Source organism: Paraburkholderia agricolaris (assembly GCF_009455635.1).
GTDB lineage: Bacteria > Pseudomonadota > Gammaproteobacteria > Burkholderiales > Burkholderiaceae > Paraburkholderia > Paraburkholderia agricolaris.
On sequence record NZ_QPER01000001.1, the window covers coordinates 2,655,987 to 2,674,125 of the forward strand.

The 18,139-nt window shown below is 62.2% G+C and carries 21 protein-coding genes and 1 tRNA gene; 7 read left to right on the forward strand and 15 right to left on the reverse strand.

Annotation, left to right across the window (positions count from 1 at the left end; genetic code table 11):
• Positions 1-3: 3 nt before the first annotated feature.
• From GH665_RS11680 to GH665_RS11695, 4 genes are all read right to left on the reverse strand, one after another.
• The gene (locus GH665_RS11680) at positions 4-855 is read right to left on the reverse strand and encodes a YqcI/YcgG family protein (RefSeq protein WP_153135988.1); all 852 of its coding nucleotides are present in this window, start codon (positions 853-855) and stop codon (positions 4-6) included.
• Positions 856-1,144: 289 nt separating this feature from the next.
• A complete protein-coding gene (locus GH665_RS11685; RefSeq protein ID WP_246216189.1) occupies positions 1,145-2,680 on the reverse strand; it encodes a cupin domain-containing protein in 1,536 nt (511 codons plus the stop codon).
• A gap of 51 nt (positions 2,681-2,731) precedes the next feature.
• Positions 2,732-3,511: a thioesterase II family protein gene (locus tag GH665_RS11690; protein WP_153135989.1), complete on the reverse strand. Its 780-nt coding sequence runs from the start codon at positions 3,509-3,511 to the stop codon at positions 2,732-2,734.
• A gap of 11 nt (positions 3,512-3,522) precedes the next feature.
• Positions 3,523-3,777 carry an MbtH family protein gene (locus GH665_RS11695; protein WP_153135990.1) on the reverse strand — a complete coding sequence of 85 codons (255 nt, stop codon included), beginning with the start codon at positions 3,775-3,777 and terminating at the stop codon, positions 3,523-3,525.
• Positions 3,778-4,260: 483 nt separating this feature from the next.
• Here GH665_RS11695 and GH665_RS11700 point away from each other — a divergent pair, with 483 nt between their 5' ends.
• From GH665_RS11700 to GH665_RS11715, 4 genes are all read left to right on the forward strand, one after another.
• A complete protein-coding gene (locus GH665_RS11700; protein ID WP_153135991.1) occupies positions 4,261-5,451 on the forward strand; it encodes an efflux RND transporter periplasmic adaptor subunit in 1,191 nt (396 codons plus the stop codon).
• A complete protein-coding gene (locus GH665_RS11705) occupies positions 5,445-7,463 on the forward strand; it encodes a MacB family efflux pump subunit (protein ID WP_246216190.1) in 2,019 nt (672 codons plus the stop codon). Before GH665_RS11700 ends, GH665_RS11705 begins: the two co-directional genes overlap by 7 nt.
• A 4-nt stretch (positions 7,464-7,467) precedes the next feature.
• Positions 7,468-8,886 carry an efflux transporter outer membrane subunit gene (locus GH665_RS11710; protein WP_153135992.1) on the forward strand — a complete coding sequence of 473 codons (1,419 nt, stop codon included), beginning with the start codon at positions 7,468-7,470 and terminating at the stop codon, positions 8,884-8,886.
• Between the two features lie 68 nt (positions 8,887-8,954).
• On the forward strand, positions 8,955-9,356 hold the full coding sequence (locus GH665_RS11715) for a site-specific integrase (RefSeq protein ID WP_153135993.1): 402 nt from the start codon (positions 8,955-8,957) through the stop codon (positions 9,354-9,356).
• On the opposite strand, the gene GH665_RS11720 is transcribed toward GH665_RS11715, so the two are convergent.
• The 4 genes from GH665_RS11720 to dusA form a co-directional block, all read right to left on the reverse strand.
• On the reverse strand, positions 9,353-9,808 hold the full coding sequence (locus GH665_RS11720; protein WP_153135994.1) for a hypothetical protein: 456 nt from the start codon (positions 9,806-9,808) through the stop codon (positions 9,353-9,355). The two genes, GH665_RS11715 and GH665_RS11720, sit on opposite strands and share 4 nt — an antisense overlap.
• Positions 9,805-10,233 (reverse strand): hypothetical protein, encoded by a 429-nt coding sequence (locus GH665_RS11725; RefSeq protein ID WP_153135995.1) that lies wholly within the window; start codon positions 10,231-10,233, stop codon positions 9,805-9,807. The genes GH665_RS11720 and GH665_RS11725 overlap by 4 nt, the downstream gene beginning before the upstream one ends.
• A 153-nt stretch (positions 10,234-10,386) precedes the next feature.
• Positions 10,387-10,462, reverse strand: a tRNA-His gene (locus tag GH665_RS11730).
• 108 nt (positions 10,463-10,570) lie between these two features.
• Complete coding sequence (gene dusA / locus GH665_RS11735) at positions 10,571-11,572, reverse strand: tRNA dihydrouridine(20/20a) synthase DusA (protein WP_153135996.1); 1,002 nt, start codon at positions 11,570-11,572, stop codon at positions 10,571-10,573.
• A 350-nt stretch (positions 11,573-11,922) separates the two neighbouring features.
• Here dusA and GH665_RS11740 point away from each other — a divergent pair, with 350 nt between their 5' ends.
• A complete protein-coding gene (locus GH665_RS11740; RefSeq protein WP_153135997.1) occupies positions 11,923-12,192 on the forward strand; it encodes a hypothetical protein in 270 nt (89 codons plus the stop codon).
• A 148-nt stretch (positions 12,193-12,340) separates the two neighbouring features.
• On the opposite strand, the gene GH665_RS11745 is transcribed toward GH665_RS11740, so the two are convergent.
• From GH665_RS11745 to GH665_RS11755, 3 genes are all read right to left on the reverse strand, one after another.
• Positions 12,341-12,721 (reverse strand): glyoxalase superfamily protein, encoded by a 381-nt coding sequence (locus GH665_RS11745; RefSeq protein ID WP_153135998.1) that lies wholly within the window; start codon positions 12,719-12,721, stop codon positions 12,341-12,343.
• Between the two features lie 71 nt (positions 12,722-12,792).
• Entirely contained in the window at positions 12,793-13,035 is a 243-nt protein-coding gene (locus GH665_RS11750) for a DUF6566 family protein (protein WP_153135999.1), read from the reverse strand.
• Positions 13,036-13,145: 110 nt separating this feature from the next.
• The gene (locus GH665_RS11755; protein ID WP_153136000.1) at positions 13,146-13,343 is read right to left on the reverse strand and encodes a hypothetical protein; all 198 of its coding nucleotides are present in this window, start codon (positions 13,341-13,343) and stop codon (positions 13,146-13,148) included.
• 180 nt (positions 13,344-13,523) lie between these two features.
• On the opposite strand from GH665_RS11755, the gene GH665_RS11760 reads away from it, so the two are divergent.
• Entirely contained in the window at positions 13,524-13,799 is a 276-nt protein-coding gene (locus tag GH665_RS11760; RefSeq protein WP_153136001.1) for a hypothetical protein, read from the forward strand.
• Positions 13,800-13,846: 47 nt separating this feature from the next.
• Here the strand turns inward: GH665_RS11760 and GH665_RS11765 are convergent, their stop codons facing one another.
• Genes GH665_RS11765 through ssuD form a run of 4 tightly spaced genes read right to left on the reverse strand, consistent with a single transcriptional unit; the run spans position 13,847 to position 17,181 of the window.
• Positions 13,847-14,062 (reverse strand): TOBE domain-containing protein, encoded by a 216-nt coding sequence (locus GH665_RS11765; RefSeq protein ID WP_028198179.1) that lies wholly within the window; start codon positions 14,060-14,062, stop codon positions 13,847-13,849.
• 47 nt (positions 14,063-14,109) lie between these two features.
• A complete protein-coding gene (locus GH665_RS11770; RefSeq protein ID WP_153136002.1) occupies positions 14,110-15,120 on the reverse strand; it encodes an ATP-binding cassette domain-containing protein in 1,011 nt (336 codons plus the stop codon).
• Positions 15,117-15,965: an aliphatic sulfonate ABC transporter permease SsuC gene (gene ssuC / locus GH665_RS11775; protein ID WP_153136003.1), complete on the reverse strand. Its 849-nt coding sequence runs from the start codon at positions 15,963-15,965 to the stop codon at positions 15,117-15,119. The genes GH665_RS11770 and ssuC overlap by 4 nt, the downstream gene beginning before the upstream one ends.
• 55 nt (positions 15,966-16,020) lie before the next feature.
• Positions 16,021-17,181, reverse strand: a complete 1,161-nt coding sequence (ssuD, locus tag GH665_RS11780) for an FMNH2-dependent alkanesulfonate monooxygenase (protein WP_106354981.1) — start codon at positions 17,179-17,181, stop codon at positions 16,021-16,023.
• 521 nt (positions 17,182-17,702) lie between these two features.
• Between ssuD and GH665_RS11785 the strand changes: the two genes are divergently transcribed.
• Positions 17,703-18,128, forward strand: a complete 426-nt coding sequence (locus GH665_RS11785) for a hypothetical protein (RefSeq protein ID WP_028198175.1) — start codon at positions 17,703-17,705, stop codon at positions 18,126-18,128.
• Positions 18,129-18,139 lie beyond the last annotated feature (11 nt).

An 18,139-nucleotide genomic window follows, 5' to 3' on the forward strand; every position in this document is an offset into this window, starting at 1 on the left:
CGCTCAGCGCGTCGGTTCAACCGGCTGCCTGCGCTGAACTTCATCCGTTGCCTCGTCCGCGTCCTTCGTCTGCGCCGCATTGCGCGCACGCCGGCTCAAAAACGGACAGGCGTCCACCGCCGCGACATCGCGATCGTCGAGGAAGTACTGCTTCCACTCGAGATTGCCCGCGTCGCCGTAAAAGCCGAGATCCGGATGCGGCGGCACATCGTCCCAACGACGCAGACGCTCGCGCACCTGATTGCGTGCCTGACGCCCGATCACCTTGTTCGTGATGGTGTCGACGAACACCGCGCGCGGCTGGAACAGCAGCACCATGCCGGGGCCGAGATTGCGGCTGTGCCGCTGGGCGAACGACGGGCATGCGCAGACCACGAACATCTGGATGCCGCCGAACGAAAACTCCCACTCCTCCTGCGACGGGTCCGGCTGGTGGTCCGCCTCCGGATCCGGGTCCTGGTCGTGCAGAAATTGCAGGGTGTCCCAGAACAGATCGTGATACTCGTCGTGCGACAAGGGTTCGGCATCCGGCTCGAAGAAGATCGCGATGTTGTTGCGCCGGTACTCCGGACGCGACGCAAGCGCCGCGAAGGTCGCCATCGTCGCGGGCAGCGTGCTGGTGTCCTTCTCGTTGACGAATGCGTAGAACATCTCGCCGCGCCGCTCGGCAATCGTGCCGAAGAAACACGGGTACTCCGGATGCATGACCTGGTCACGCAAGCTTGCATACGAGTCGGGCAACCACGCGGGCACCTCGGTGAGCCCGAGCTGCTCGCCGAGAATCGTGCGTGAGCGCCAGTCGCTCACGCCGCGTGTCGCCGGATCCTGCTGTTGGTCATCGAGCTCAGCGGGCATGGCCCTCTCCAATGAAGACTCAGACATGGTGTTTTGCATGTGGCGTTATGCCGTTGTGCTGCCGTTGTGCTGCCGTTGTGCTGCCGTTGTGCATGAAGCACTGCGCATCTCCACTCGGTGCGCTGAGCCGGTCGATGCGCTTGCGTGCAGAAATCGCACGCAAACAGAGGCCCTCCGGCGTGCGCGAACGCATCCGTCGAGGGTGTCGGGGAAAACAAAAAATGCGAGGCTTGCGGTGCCGGCCTGCCAATCCGCGCGGCACGCTATCGCATCAGCTCACGAGCTCAGCTCATGACGTCACGGCGATTGCAACGGCCGTCTCCGTGGGGGCTTTCGCGACGGGCGCAAGGCCCGCGTTGGCTGGAACCGGCCGCGTGCCGGGCGGCAGTTCCGCGATCCATTCGTCGGGGATGATCGGCTGGTGATAGGTGCACTCGGCCGACGTGACGGTCGAGCCGTGCAGACGGCCGTCGGGAATCAGCACCATGTCGCCGCGCGTCATTTGCAATTGCATGCCCACGTTGCCCCAGAAAATCATGTCGCCGCTTTCGATGACGACCAGCCGATGATCGTTATGCACATGCGTGGTCGAACACATTTCGCGCGGCTCGACGAAGGTTTCGCGATCGATATCGGGCCGTTCCGCGTTGATACGCTGATCGATGCCTTTGGCAAAGCGCACGTACTGGTCGATCGACGACAGCCAGCGCAGCTGTTCGCCGAGATCCCAACGCGCGCGACTCGCGAGCTTGACGGCAGCGCCCCAGCCCTGGCCAAAGCGATACAGCCCTTGCGTGCCGTAGCGTGCTTCGAGTTCAGCAAGCGCGGCTTCGAAACGGGCAACGAGGGCGGCAAGCGGATCGGCGCCAGCGCCAGCATTGGCGCTCGTGCCTGCATGCGGGTTCGCATTGGGGTGCGCCGCGCCGCGCGACGACGGCGCAACCAGATGCGGGCACGCTTCGGCCAGCGCTAGTGAAAACGCCAGCGCTTCGGCTTCGGCGGCAAACGCCGCGCCGAGCAGCGCGAACGCGCGGTCCGGCCGCGAGCCGAGCGCGTACAGCAGGTTCACTTTCGCGAGGCTGGTCGGCAGATAGAACTGCCAGTACGAATGTTCGCGGCGCGTGAGGCCGGTAAATCCCGCAACGCGCGCGAGTAGCGCGTCATTGGCGGCATCGTCGAGGACCGGACGGTTCGCGGCATCGATCGCGTCGAAATAGCCCGACGCCACCGCGCGGCCAACCGCGATGCGGCGCGACGGCGCGAGGCTCCAGCGCTGGATCATCACGAAGCGCAGGCCTTCGGGCAAATAGTCGTTGCGCATCAGCGTGCCGAATGCATCGCGCCAGAACGCGCTTTCCGCGTCGATCAGTTCGTGGAGACTCGCCCGGTACGCGCGCGCATCCCGCTGCGGCGACGCTTCATCGCCGACGAACGTGAATGCATAGTTCTCGAGGAACGGCCGGATGCGCGCGCCAAGCACCTGGTTGCGCTCGCCGTAATAGCCGTCGAAGCGCGCGAACTCGTCGGCATCGACACTGCGCGGCAGTCGTGCAACGCCCGCTTCGTTGAGTGTCAGCAGCAATCGTTGCGATGCGAGCGACGGCAGACGGCTGACCGTTTCGGCGCGGATCGGCTTCTTGAACAACAGGAAATCGAGGTCTTCAGGGCGCAACGGACGGCGGTAGAAATCGTCGTCCAGTTCGAGCTCCTCGACCGCCGCGCTGCGAAAACCGTCGTGCGCGGCAAATTCACGGATCAGCGGAAGTATCTCGTCCCGTTGATCAAGGTACGGCGAAAAATCAAAAAGCAGAGTTTGCTTGTCCACGCAGAATCTCCATGAAACGCACATTGATTTTGTGTCGATGACGCGGCTTCGTCAGGCGGCCGCTGCGCGCCGTTCCGGCGTGCCGCACTGCACGTGTGCTCCGGTCGCGCGACCCAGGCTGTCGCTCACGAGGTCAATCACCGCATCGCGGTGCGTGTTGATAAAAAAGTGATCCGCGTCGAGCGACGTCAACTGAAACTCGCCAGTCGTTTCCCGCGACCACGCGGACACGCTCTGCGGGTCGTCGTCGAGAATCGGATCGGCGGCACCCGCGAGGGCAAGCACGGGACAGTGAAGCGGCACGCGCGAGCGGTATTCGTACGATCCGCACAAATGAAAATCGGCCCGCAGAAACGGCAGCACAAGCTCCATGAACTCGCGGTTCTCGAGCAGTTCGTCAGGCATGCCGTTGAGCGAACGCACTTCGTCGATGAACTCTTCGTCAGGACAACTCAACCAGTGCAGCTCCCGCTCCCGCCGCGTCGGAGCCGTACACGCCGACGCACCGAACCACACCGGCGAAACGCCGTAGCGGGCCCTGATTGCATGGGCGAGTTCGATTCCGATAAGCGCGCCCATGCTATGGCCAAAGATCGCAAACGGCTCGCTCAGATGAGGCCGCATGTCCTCGACAAGCAACGCCAGCAACTCAGGCCACCGGTGCATCGGCTGCATGTTGTGACGCAGGCCACGGCCCGGGATATGCAGCGGCACCAGCCTGATCCAGGCCGGCAGACGTGAGGGCCACTCACGGTAAATCGCCGCGTTGCCGCCTGCATAAGGCAGACAGAACAGCGTCACGGTGCTGCTGGAGCCAACGGGCCGGGTCATACCGACGATCCTTAATGCGCCTGAGATTGCGGCTGCGGCTGGGCCGCTTCCGGCGCCGCGCTACTGCCGTCCATTGCCCGGCGCAAGCTGGCCGGCCGCATGTCGGTCCAATGCTCCTCGATGTATGCCAGGCATTCGGCCTTCTTTCCCTGCTTGCCCACGGCCCGCCAGCCGCCCGGTATCTGCTTGTAGCCTGGCCAGATCGAATACTGTTCCTCTGCGTTGATCACTACCTCGAATTCGGCATTCTCATCGTCCCAACTCATCGCGGCCCCCTGTCATTTCCGGCATCTCACACGCTGTCCTTCAGCTATTCGACAGCTTCCAATGCGTTACGCAATAAAACTCATTTCACATAGTAAATGAGAACCATTCGCAAACGCCCGTGAAAGTTAGGCGCTGCGAGCCTTCTTGTCAAGATTTTTGACGAATTCCCATACGACTGATCGGCCATTACGACCACAACTCGATATCGCCCACGGCGTTGCAAGACCGCGCCACTCCCCGCCCTTCTCTCATCGTTACGCCTCAAGGGACTAGATGTGTAATGAGAATCGTTTATACTTCGCGGCGATATTTACCCACTGCGGGCCACAGCGTCTCCAAGGTCCTTCGCGGTAACCAAGTGGATGCATAGTAGAAAGCCAGCGTGACGAATTCGTTACCGCGCTTTCATCGAAAACCGAGCGTCACGTCAGCGGCCCGTGTGCATGCGCGGCCCGCTGCCCTCTCCTGCCCCGAACCGTTCAATGAGACGACTATCCAGACGACACACACGAACCGGCATTGTTGTGATTTTCATCTTGCTGACCGCACTGGCTGTCTGGGCGTTTTTCATTAGGGCTATTGAACATGTCGACACTGTCAGCATTGGCCGGGGCGATATCGAGTCCAGCGTCACAGCCCTGGGTACGCTCCAGCCACACAGCTATGTCGACATCGGCGCGCAGGCATCCGGCGAAATCCGCCGCATCCACGTCCAGCCTGGCGACATGGTCCGCAAGGGACAGTTGCTGGTCGAGGTCGATCCCAGCATCCAGCAGGCAAAGGTCGATGTCGACCAGTCCACGCTCGCGAGCCTGCGCGCGCAACTGGTCAGCGCCCAGGCCCAGCGCGAACTCGCGCAGCAGCAATACGACCGGCAGCGGCGCATGGCCTCCGAGGGTTCGACGCGCGACGAAGATTTGCAGACGGCGTACGCCGCGCTGATGTCGGCTCGCGCCACGATCGACAACCTGCGTGCCCAGATCGACGGCGCGCAGTCCAACCTCAAAGGCGATGAAGCGCAGCTCGGCTATACGCGTATCTATGCACCGATGAGCGGTACCGTCGTCACGCTCGATGCGCGCGAAGGACAGACGCTCAACGCAACCTATCAGACGCCGACGATACTGCGGATCGCCGACCTGTCCACCATGACGGTGTGGACCCAGGTTTCCGAAGCCGACATATTGCAGGTCAAGCCGGGCATGCCGGTCTACTTCACGACACTGGGTTCGAGGGAGCGCCGGTGGACCGGGACAGTGCGGCAGATCCTGCCCGCGCCGCCCAATCAGACCACCTCGTCCAATGGCGGCCAGCAGGGCAATCAGCCGGCGTCCACCCAGAGCGCCGGCAAGGTGGTGCTGTATACGGTGCTTTTCGACGTTGCCAACGGCGACGCGCAACTCATGCCGCAGATGAGCGCTCAGGTCTTCTTCGTCGCGGCGAAGGCGCAGAAGGTCATCGTCGCGCCACTTGCCGCGCTGGTGCCGGCGAATGGCCAGCCGGGCAATTACACGGCGCGGGTTGCGCTGGGTGGGCGCATTGTGACTCGCGAAGTGCGGATCGGTGTGCATGACCGCCTCAGCGGCGAAGTCCTGGCGGGACTGCAAGCCGGCGACCGGTTGGTCACCGGGGTACGCCGTACGCGGGCGATCGACGGGAGATTCCAGTGGTAACGGTAACGGCTGGCAGCGCGACAGCCGCAGGGGTGTCTCCTGCTCCGTTGATCGAGCTTCGGGACATCCGCAAGTCTTACGGCGGCAAGACCGAAGGTCCTGACGGCAAGCCGTTGCCGGCGGTCGATGTGCTGCGCGGCGTGAGCCTGTCCATCGGCGCGGGAGAGTTTGTCGCGATCGTCGGCGCATCGGGTTCGGGCAAGTCGACGCTGATGCACATTCTCGGCTGCCTCGACCGCCCCAGCGCCGGGCATTACCTGTTCGCCGGGCAGGACATCGCGGATTTCAACGCCGACGAACTGGCCTGGCTGCGCCGCGAAGCGTTCGGGTTCGTCTTCCAGGGCTATCACCTGATCGCCACCGAATCGGCACGGGAAAACGTCGAGGTGCCCGCCATCTATTCCGGCGTACCGGTCGCCGAGCGCGAAAAGCGCGCGGCAGCCCTGCTCACCCGGCTGGGTCTCGGGGACCGGCTCGACCATCGCCCCGGCCAGCTGTCCGGCGGACAGCAGCAGCGCGTATCGATCAGCCGCGCGCTGATGAACGGTGGCCACATCCTGCTGGCCGACGAGCCGACGGGCGCACTGGATTCCCGCAGCGGCGCCGAGGTCATGCTTCTGCTTGAAGAACTCGCCGAAGCCGGCCACACCGTCATCCTCATCACCCATGATCGCGAAGTCGCCGCGCGCGCGCATCGCACTATCGAGATCCGCGACGGCCAGATCATTGCCGACTCCACCGGCGGCCCGGTATCGAGCGGGCGGGCATCGCTCGATGCGAGCACCTTTCTCGCCTCGATGGCCGATGGCGCGGCGCACACGGCATCATGGACGGCCGACACGCATGAAGCGCTGCGCGCGGCATGGCGGGTTCTGTGGATCAACCGCTTCCGCACCCTCTTGACCCTGCTCGGCATCATCATCGGGGTCGCCTCGGTGATCGTCATGCTGGCCATCGGCGCCGGCACGGAACACCAGGTGATCGAAAAAATGGCCAGCTTCGGCACCAACCGGATGTACGTGATACCGGGCGGCGACAATCCTCGCGGACCGGGCGGCACCCTCTCCGAAGCCGACGCCGATCTCGTGCGCCAGATGCCCAACGTCACCGCCTCGATGCCCTTCCTCCAGGGCAACGTCACCGTGCGCTACAGCAACATCGACGTGCAAGTACCCGTGTGGGCAGTGACAGAGGAAGCGTCCCGCGTACTGAACTGGAAGACCAGCCGCGGCATCTTCTTCACCGGCACGGATGAACAGGACCTTGCCACCGTGATTCTCCTTGGCAAGCGTGTGCGCGAAAAACTCTTCGGCAACACCAATCCCGTCAGCCACTATGTGCTGGTCAATAACGTCCCCTTTCAGGTGATCGGCGAGCTCGAAGAAAAAGGCGCGACCTCAGGGGACTCCGACGACGACAACGTCGTTCTTATGCCGTTTTCGACCGGAAGCCGGCGGATACTCGGCACTACGAACCTCTCGTGGATTTCGGTTCTGGTCGACAGGCTCGATCTTGCGGATCAAACCGCACAGCAAATCGCCGATACGCTGGAAGGCAATCACCATATCCGTGATTTTGAGGTGTTCAACCGTGCCGCCTCCGTGAAAGCGCAGACCGAAACCCAGAGCACGCTGACGCTGATGCTCGGCATGATTGCCGCCATTTCGCTGCTCGTGGGGGGTATCGGAGTGATGAACATCATGCTCATGACGGTCAGGGAGCGCACCCGCGAAATCGGCATCCGGATCGCAACCGGCGCACGTCAGCGCGACATTCTCCGGCAATTCCTGACAGAAGCCACGCTGGTTTCCGGCATCGGTGGCGTGCTCGGCGTTGTCTTCGGCCTGCTGGTCGGCGCAAGCTTGATGGCGTGGAGTGTTCCTGCCATCTTCTCGGTGCGTGCCATTCTCGGCGCCTTCACCTGCGCGCTGCTAACCGGGCTGATATTCGGTTTCATGCCGGCCCGCAAGGCCGCGCGCCTCGATCCTGTGATCGCACTGGCAAGCGAGTGAAGCGATGAAACACTGGGTACTCGGTTTCACCATTCTTGGACTGTACGGGTGCGGTACGCATGCGCCCATCGACAGCGGCATCACCCCGCCCGCCACATGGCAGTATTCGACGGCCGCCGATACACCGACCCGGCCGACCACGCCGACCCGGCCGGTCCGGACAGACTGGTGGAACGAGTTCGGCAACAGCGAACTGAACAGCCTTGTCAGGCAGGCGGACACGGATAGCTTCGACCTTGCGGCCTCGATTGCACGCGTCGAGCAGGCTCAGGCCAGTGCGCGGATCGCCGGCGCGGCGTTGCTGCCTACCGTGTCGGGTTTTGCCGATGCCAGCAGGCAAGGCGGCCTGCTTGTCAGCGACACCGAATTGGCCGGAACGGCTTTCGACCTGGGTCTCGCCGCCAGCTATGAACTCGACTTCTGGGGGCGCAATCGTGCGCTTCGCGATGCGGCGCTCGCCCGGCTTCGCGCCTCCGGGTTCGACCGCGACACCGTGGCGCTCACGTTGAATGCGGACGTCACCAACACCTGGTTGCAGACCGTCGCATTGCGCGAACGATACGGCATCGCCCAGGAAAATCTGAAGATTGCCCAGCAGATTCTCGCCACTGTCGAATCGCAGTTCAGGGCGGGGGCGGCAACGCCAATCGATCTTGCCCAGCAACGTGCGGTTGTCGCCGCGCAGCGCCGCAGCACCGCCCTGCTCGGTCAACAGGCAAACGACAGCCACGCGACGCTCGCGGTGTTGCTCGGCATTCCGGTGTCACGCCTGCAGCTTTCAACGACGGCATTGGACGGACTGCGTATCCCCGGCATTGACGCCGGGGTTCCCTCGTCGCTGCTGGTTCAGCGTCCGGACCTCGCGCGCGCCGAAGCACAGCTTCAGGCCGCCAGTGCGAATGTCACGGCCGCGCGTGCCGCGATGCTGCCGGGCGTTACCTTGACGGGTTCTGTCGGGTTCGGTAACGACCGTATTCGTACGCTGTTCGACAACTCCTTGTATAGCATCGCGGCGGGCTTGAGCGCACCGATCTTCAGCGGTGGCTCACTCGCGGCGGGCCGCGATCTCGCCGTCTCGCAGAAAGAAGAACTGCTCGCCAATTACCGGCAGGCGATCATCGCCGCGTTCGGCGACGTCGAGCGATCTCTCAATGCGATCCAGGGGATCGACGCGCAACGCGCGGCGCAGACCGACGAGCTGGATGAAGCGCGGCGCGCCCTTGCACTGGCACAGAGCCGGTATCGGGCAGGCGCCGAAACCTTGCTTGTCGTACTGGCCGCACAGCAGACGCGGTACCGCGCAGAGGATGAGAACGTTCAGTTGCGACTGGCGCGTTTGCAGGGCGCGGTGTCGCTATTCCGGGCGCTGGGCGGAGGCTGGCGCGATGGTGGGGTGCAGGCCGGCGCCGGTCGTAGCGGCTGATTAGATATATTGCGGCTACCGCCAGAGCTAATGCCGCTTGCTGCTGAGACATCAGTGGGTCGTGATCAATGGACAGCCAGATCCCAGATGCCGCTTATGCAAGTCAGCCTCCGATCGTGAAAACGCGGCTGGCGAGCAGAAGCACAGCAAGCTGGCACTATGGTCGTCCGAGCTGCGCGTGGTGGTCGACGAGCCTGTACGTGTTCGGCAATACGGCAGGGCAGGTGTACACGCGCAGCGGCTGGAACACCAGCTGGTCGCGGTTGATGGACTACTGCGAGATCGAGGCGAAGGCGCGCGGCATCGCGCTCGAACGCTTCTCGCTGCGCGACATGCGGCCGGCTGCTGTTACCGACCGTGAGGAGGAAGGGGACAACCGGATCACAGACGCTACCGGCCATTCCGACGACCGCATGGTGAACAAGGTCTACGACCGGCGACGTCAAAGGAAAGTGCGCGCGACTCGCTAACCGATCGTCAAGAAGGCTTCAGCCCCTTCCACGTGATTGCCGCTACTTCTATTCGCACCGATCTTGAGACCCGTTCGATCGCCGGTAACGTTGAGTCCCGCAGGACGAAGATCCAGCTGGGTGACCGCCGCTTCCTCGCTCGATATCTGCTCTACACGGCACATGACAGTTTCGTCGTATAGCACCGTCGTCGTCCCTGCCGACGCTACAACCCGCACCTGCGGACTGTTCGGCACATTATCCTTCACGATCTGAAAAAACGCCTGCTGCTCGTTCATCACCATTCCCGCAGACATCCACACTCTCGGGCTGGGGCCCCTACCGATCAATAGAGGCGCAAGACCCTCCTTGATGGAGATCGGCGCCTTCGTCGCGATGAGAATGTTCGAGCAAAAGTTGAGCTTGTAATAGGGCTCAAAGCCTAATGGCAACCTCGACAGAATCTGGCTCATGGCTTTCCCCCGAAATGTCGTGTTGCAGGCGTGGTCTTAAAGTGATCGTCAATAGCCTTCATCGTTCGTTTGTATTTGCCCGGAATGAAACGGGCACCGAACCACGCAAGAGCAGCGACCACGATTGTCACGATTGCAGTCCACTCCGCAGCCGGATCTAAATTTGCCGACTTCCCGCTCACAAGGTTCGCAGCTGCTTGCCCCAGCACGGTAAATGCAGCACCGGCTCCCGTGAGCAGGAGGTTCATAAAGATCGTGATGGCCATCGGCTGCCCAGCCTTGATCCGTTCGTACTGCACTTCGGTCAAGTAATAGGGCTCTTGTTGAATGTAAATCTTGGGATCGATCGCAACCGCAGATGACGGCACCTGAAGCGGTTGCTGCCCCGGCGTTCCGCTCTGCGCGGACTGACTAGCATTAGTCAAAGGCACTCCGAAATCGCCAGTCGGCTAGGGACATAAGACGCAAAAAAGCCCGCTACTAGCGGGCTCTCTTTGCTCATCTTCGATAAATTGGAATCACATCTTCCAAAATATGTAAAAACGACGAGCATTTCACATGCAACTGCTTGAATTCTTTGGGGTGGCTGATGGGGCTCGAACCCACGACAACAGGAATCACAATCCTGGACTCTACCAACTGAGCTACAGCCACCACTGACATCTGCTTGACTTGCTAAGCAACTCACCTAACTGCTGAGAAACTTGGCTCGTCGATGAAGAAACGAGATTATACGAACAAGAATTCTGTTTGCCTAGTCCTTTATTCAAAAATTTCGACCGGCTCACGCAGATGCTGTCTTGCCTCGTCGAAGATACTCAGATCGCGCGCGGCCAGGCGTTTGCTATCCGACAACACGCGACGCCATCCTCGTGCACCGGCTTCCCCGCGGTAGAGACCGAGCGCATGACGCGTGATCGCACCAAGGTACGTGCCGCGCGCCATTTCAGCCGTGCAATATTCGATCAGTTTCGCCTCGACCTGCTCGCGCGTGAGCGGTGCATCCGTCGCGCCATAGAAGCGCGCATCGACATCGGCCAGCACATAAGGGTTGTGATAAGCCTCGCGCCCGAGCATTACACCGTCGACGTGCTGAAGATGTGTCTCCACTTCATCAAGCGTCTTGATGCCGCCATTGATGATGATCTCCAGATGCGGGAAATCGCGCTTCAGCTGATACGCGTAGTCGTATTTGAGCGGCGGAATTTCACGGTTCTCTTTCGGGCTCAGGCCCTTGAGAATCGCATTACGCGCGTGCACGACGAACACGTTGCAGCCGGCGTCCGCGATCGTGCCGACGAAGTCGCGCACGAAGTCATATTCTTCGACCGCATCCACGCCGATCCGGTGCTTGACCGTCACCGGTATTGAGACGGCGTCGCGCATGGCTTTCACGCAATCGGCAACGAGTTGCGGCTCGTTCATCAGGCAAGCGCCGAACGCACCGCGCTGCACGCGCTCGGACGGGCAGCCGCAATTCAGATTGATCTCGTCATAGCCCCATTGCTCGCCCAGCCTCGCTGAACGCGCGAGATCGTCCGGCTCGCTGCCGCCGAGCTGCAAGGCAACCGGCGCTTCTTCGGGCGTAAACGCCAGATGGCGCGGCACGTCGCCGTGCAGCAACGCGCCGGTGGTGACCATTTCGGTGTAGAGCCACGTATGGCGCGATATCACGCGATGCAGCGAGCGGCAGTGGCGATCGGTCCAGTCCATCATCGGCGCGACGGACACGCGGCGTGGACTGGGAGTTTGAGCTAAAGACATGGGGCGGCCAGACGGCTTGAATCAAACCGCGATTTTACCGCAAGTGGCCCAATGCCCCTGAAACGCGAATGACAAGCAAGAAATCACCGAAAACCCTGCCAATAACCCACCCCGCCAATCCGGTCTTTGACCGCAAAAACCGCTTGACTACCGGGGTCGGACCACCGCTGACGCCCGTCACATATACGCCTGACAGATTATTTCAGTACCAAGAATAGTAATTTCATATTATCGGTACAAATTTTTAATAGTAGGGGTATACACTGCCATCCATCGACGTTGCAGACACACCCCTACCGGCTCCTGCGACGCCTTCCTGAAATGAAATCGAAACTTATCGGAGTCACACCATGAAGACCAAGCTCATCGCCGCCCTGCTGGTTGCTGTTTCTGCCTCGATCGCTGCTCCCGCATTCGCTAGCGGCTACGGCCCGGCACCGTTCTATCGTCCGGCTGTCGGCGCACCGGCTTCGCAACAAGGCCAGAACGCGCAAACCGTCGCAGCTGAACGCGCTAGCGCCGAATCGGGCGCATACGGTGGCGTGAACACCGTGTCGTCGCAATCGGGTACGCGTGCACCGGCTTCGTCGGGCCCGCAATCGGTTTTCTTCGGCCACTAATCTGTCGCTGTTGAAGGTTGCCGTTCACAAGACGGCAGCCGAACTGGGCGCCGCGCATGCAGTAATGCATGCCGGCGCCCAGTTCCGTTTACACGGCGGCCGCGCTCACGTCGTCGAGCCCATCCATCGAGCCCCAACGCCAGCGTCATCACGCCTCGCGCTTTTCCTCTTCCGGCGATTCGCAGAACCGGATCCGGTTACCGAACGGATCGATCGTCTCGAGCACTTTCCCCCAGGGCTCATCTTCAACGCCCGGCTTTCCGTACTTATAGTCTTTGCGCTGAAGTTCGGCATGCAACGCGTCGATGCCCTGCATCGGCACGTAAATCGTCGAGCCCGGCGTCGCATCGCCATAATGCTCGCTCAAGTGCAAAATCAGATCGGAACGGCGCACTTGCGCATAGAGCGGAGTATTCGCCTCGAAGCGGTGTTCCCAGTCGATGGTAAAGCCGAGAAAGTCCACGTAAAACTCTCTGGCTTTCTCTTCCGAGAAAATACGGATGATCGGAATAGCGCGCGCGAGGTGCATTGCGGTCCCTAACAGGTCGATACAGAACTGTCAGCTTAATCGAATGTGCTTGCCGGTTCCGGCGCCTACGGTTATCCGCTAAGGCCGGCATCGATCGTTTCGCGCGCCGCCCTGAAGCCGGCCTCTGCGGCAGCATGCTCCGTGGGCCATAGAGTGTCGATGTGGACGAGGCGCCAGTCGACCACCACCGCGTCGTTGCGCAACACCCGAAAATGCGCCTTGACGCCGGTCAGCACCTGCTCGACGGCAACTTCGATGTCGTAGTCCTGATAGCGCTCCTGGTAGTCGCCCATGTCGGGGCCTTTCGGCTCCATGATCGCCTCCTTGAAGTGTTCCGTGTCAGGGTGAAATGCGCACGGCCATGCACGCCCGTCGGGCCGTCGTTACGGCTCGAAACAGGGACTGACAGGTCTACATCTGACGATTAGTCGCAATCGCCAGAAAGATACTGCCGGCCGCTAACGGTGATCTCGACGTCGCCGCTGCCCGCCTCGGCGGCAAGGCCATTCGACAGCAATTCCGCCGCGACGGACTGCGCAAACTTCGGCACGGGCTGTCCGACACCGACATCGTTCAGGCGCCGCAAAGCTTCGACCGCTTCCGGACTTAATGACTTCGACATGGCCGTCTCCGTCGTGATGCTGAATTTATCGTAGCAAGTTTCGCGGCCGGACGCAGGCGCGTCTCAGGCGCACCGACATCCAAAGCTTGTGCAGCCCGCGAATTTTGCACGCGCAAGCGGGTCTATCCCACAAGCGTGGCTATAGCAAACCCGGCAAGCGGTAGCGGAAAGGAGGACGAGATGGAGCGAAGCAGAATGACAGCGCTGACGGCGTGCGTCACGCTTGCGGCGTTCAACATGGGCGGTCCGGCAGCATTCGCACAAACGCCAGGCCCGGCACAAAAGACGCAGACCATGCCGCAAAACGGCCCGGCATCGATGGTCAAGCCGCCGGAGACGGGCTCAGGCTCAGGCGGTGCGAGCAATCCGGACAATATGCCGATCAAGCGTCCGCGCAAACCGACCAACGACAAGATGATGCACGAGCCGCCCGCCAGCGCCGCCAACGCGAAATAGCGCCGGCACGGCTGACGGCGCGAACCGCGCGAATAAGGCAAGCGCGTTTAAAGACGCGCGATCGACACCTCCGTGGACTTCACCAGCGCGACCACTTCCGAGCCGACCTTCAGGTCGAGTTCGTCGACCGAGCGCGTGGTGATCACCGAAGTGACGATACCGAACGGCGTGTCCACATCGACCTCGGACACGACCGGCCCGCGGATGATTTCCTTGACCTTGCCTTTGAACTGATTGCGTACGTTGATTGCGGAAATGGTCATATCGAGCGACTCCAGAAAAGCGATTAAAAACAGTCAGTCAAGAGATATCAGACGGCCCAGCGGACGTCCGTCGGCCGCGTGAGGCGGCCCTCGTCACGTGCGTCGTAAGCACGCTGGGACAGCGCGTCGTCATTCGGCGCCGTCTTCAGTACGCGTTGCAACACATGTTCTTCCAGCGCGGCGAACCCGGCCGATGCACGTGCCCGCGGGCGCGCCAGCGGTACCGGCTGATCGAGCGCGATGCGCCCTTCTTCGATCAGCAGAATCCGGTCGCCTAGCGCGACGGCTTCATGCACGTCGTGCGTCACCAGCAGCGCGGTAAATTGATGCTCACGCCACAGGCGTTCGATCAGTGCGTGCATTTCGATGCGCGTCAACGCGTCGAGCGCGCCGAGCGGTTCGTCGAGCAGCAGCAATTGCGGCCGATGCACCAGTGCACGCGCCAGCGCCACCCGCTGACGCTGACCGCCGGAGAGCTGCGCGGGCCAGTCGTTGGCGCGTTCCAGCAAACCGACTTCGGCGAGCACGGCCCGCGCATCCTCACGCGCACTGCGGCCGAGGCCGAGCATCACGTTTTGCAGCACGCTCTTCCAGGGCAGAAGCCGCGCGTCCTGAAACATGATGCGAGTGTCGAGCGGCCGGCCGTCTTCGGTGCGTTTCTCGAGCACCCCCGAGGTGGCCTTTTCCAGACCCGCGACGAGGCGCAGCAAGGTCGATTTCCCGCAGCCGCTCCGGCCGACGATAGCGACAAAGCTGCCGCGCTCGATCGACAGATCAAAATCGGACAACACCTTGCGCTCGCCGTACTGCTTGCCGACACCGCGCAACTCGACCGAATAGTCGGCGGAGCGGCGTGCGTCATTGCGCGCCGAGGCTCCCGTCGCTGCAGGCAGAACGCTCACGCGCTGGTCGCGTTGACGATCGTGCGAGGGTTCCGCCCGATCGAAACCCGCAGCCTCATCCGCGTCGTGATCGGCGGTGCGCGGTTGCGCCAGTTCGGCTTCGAGATCGCTGCCCGCGATGCCGCCGAACGACGTCGACAATGTGGTTGCGCTCATGTTTTCGCTCCTCGTTGATAAGCCGGGTGCCAACGCAGCGACACGCGCTCGAGACTCTTGGCCAGCACGTCGGCGAGTTTGCCGAGCCCCGCGTACAGCAGGATGCCGACCACCACCACATCGGTTTGCAGGAATTCGCGGGCATTCATCGTCATGTAGCCGATTCCCGACTGCGCGGAAATGGTTTCGGCAACGATCAGCGTGACCCACATCAGCCCGAACGCGAACCGCACGCCGACCAGAATCGACGGCAACGCGCCGGGCAGCACCACGTGCCGGTAAAGTGCGAAACCCTTCACGCCGTAACTGCGTGCCATTTCGATCAGATTGGCATCGACCGAGCGGATGCCGTGGAAGGTGTTCACGTAGATCGGAAAAAACACGCCCAGCGCGACGAGAAACACTTTCGCCTCTTCCTCGATACCGAACCACAGGATCACGAGGGGGATCATCGCCAGCGCGGGAATGTTGCGGACCATCTGCACGGTCGAATCGAGCGCGATTTCGGCGGATTTGAACAGACCCGTTGCAAGGCCGAGCACGAGTCCGATGCCGCCACCGATCGCAAAGCCCGACACCGCGCGCCACGTGCTGACCTTCACGTCCGCCCACATTTCGCCGGACTGGATCAGCGACCACGCGGCCTTCACGACCGCGAGCGGTTCGGGCAGCACGCGGGTCGAGAGAATGCCGCTGCGGGCGGCGAATTCCCATGCCAGCAGAATCGCGAGCGGCGCGAGCCACGGCGCAAGATGCGCACCGATGCGGCGCAAGACGGCGAGACTCGCGCTCGAACGAGCGACGGCGTCAGTGCCTTGTCCCGCGCTCAAAGTGGATTGAGCCATGATGATTTCCTCACTGCCTGACCATTAGGTGTTCGTGCTGAACCGGGCGATGCGCTCAGCTCGAACTCGCCGCTTTCGGCAGATAGTTGTTGCCGACGATCTCGCCAAACGGCCCGGACAGCGGACCGCCAGCGGTCTTGATCTGCCGGCCCGGCAGCAACGGAAACACCAGTTCGGCGAAGCGGTACGATTCTTCGAGATGCGGATAGCCGGACAGGATGAACGTGTCGATACCAAGCGCCGCGTATTCGTTCATGAGCGCGGCCACCTGCTCGGGATTGCCGACCAGCGCCGTTCCCGCGCCGCCGCGCACCAGCCCGACGCCCGCCCACAGATGCGGATACACCTCGAGTTCGGCGCGGCCGCCGCGCTTGCCGCCGTGCAAGGCGGCCATGCGGCGCTGTCCTTCGGAATCCATCTTCGAGAAGGAAGCCTGGGCACGGGAAATGGTTTCGTCGTCGAGCTTGCTGATCAGCTTGTCGGCGGCAGCCCACGCTTCTTCTTCGGTTTCGCGCACGATGACGTGCAGGCGAATGCCGAACTTGATCGTGCGGCCACGCGCTTCGGCACGGGCGCGAATGTCGGCGATCTTCTTCGCGACAGCCGCGGGCGGCTCGCCCCACGTCAGATACGTGTCGATGTGATCGCCCGCGATATCGTGCGCCGCCGCCGACGACCCGCCGAACCACAGCGGCGGATGCGGGTTCTGCACCGGCGGATACAGCGCCTTGCCGCCCTTCGAGGTCAGATGCTTGCCCTCGAAGTCGATCGCGTCGTTGGTATGCGCGGCGCTCAGCAGCTTGCGCCAGATATGCAGGAATTCGTCGGTGATTTCATAGCGTGTGTCGTGATCGACGAATACGCCGTCGCCTTCCAGTTCAGCCGAATCGCCGCCGGTCACGACGTTGATCAGCAGACGCCCGTTCGACAGCCGGTCGAAGGTCGCGGCCATGCGCGCCGCCAGACCCGGCGACGAAATACCCGGCCGGATCGCCACCAGAAACTTCAGACGTTTGGTCGCGGCAATCAGGCTCGACGCGACGACCCACGCGTCTTCGCACGAGCGGCCGGTCGGCAGCAGCACGCCCTCGTAGCCGAGCGTATCGGCGGCGACGGCGATCTGCTGGAAGTAGTCGTAATCGGCTGCGCGTGCGCCTTGGGACGTACCGAGATAACGGCTGTCGCCGTGAGTCGGAATGAACCAGAACACATTCATTTGCTGCTCCTGCTAGTTCGAAACTGGATTAAATGGAGACGTGTGCAACGACGAGGAACGCTGCGTCGGGCGAAAGCCGCTAGCCGCGCGCATCCCTCCGGCACGGAAGCCGGAGAGGCGAGCGCTAGAAAAGACGGAAATACTGCAGTGAGGCGCGGATTAGTTCCGACAGCACAGCCACGAACGCGCGTGCGCCATGGGGCAATTGAAGATCGGCATCAGGCAGGACATCGCGACGGCTTCCCTCGACCAAACGTGCGCGTGATGCGCTCGATTAAACAGGCGACGGCGGCAAACGCCGTCTGTATGGAGAAACAGTCTATGGATCGGAACCCGGCTTTTGAACGATTTTTTTGAGCTTAGGTTTTCCACTTTCGTGATTAGCCCGACGCTAAAGCATACGGATGTTGCGCCTTACCCACGCTGGAAGCGGCTTGCCCCTATATATAATGGCGCCACATTTCCAATAATCCGATGCAGGCCGTGCGAACCACGCCGCCTGAGCTCTCGCGGTGCAATGCATGCAAAAACTCATCCTGCCATTCGTCGCCGGCTTTCTGGCTTCCCTGTTTTTTCATGAATCGACCCTGGCGCTGCTGCACGCGGCCGGGCTGATCGACCCGACCGGTTTTTCGACCGCACCGTTCTTGCCGCTGGGGCTGCCCGAGTTCATCGCGAACGCAATCTGGAGCGCGTTCTGGGCAGTGCTGATGGCCTGGCTGCTGCGCGTGGCGCCTGAGCGGCGCGCACCATGGGTGCCGGCCTTCGTATTTGGCGGCATTGCGTTGACCGCGGCGAGCGTGTTCGTGGTCGATCCGCTGCGCGGCATCTGGCCGAGCGGCAACATGCTGCCGCGCCTGGCAGTGGGTTTCGCGGCAAATGCGATGTGGGGCTGGGGCGCGCTGGTGTTCATGCGCGCCTTCATGGCGAGCGAAGACGAGGACTGAGCCTCTCAGGT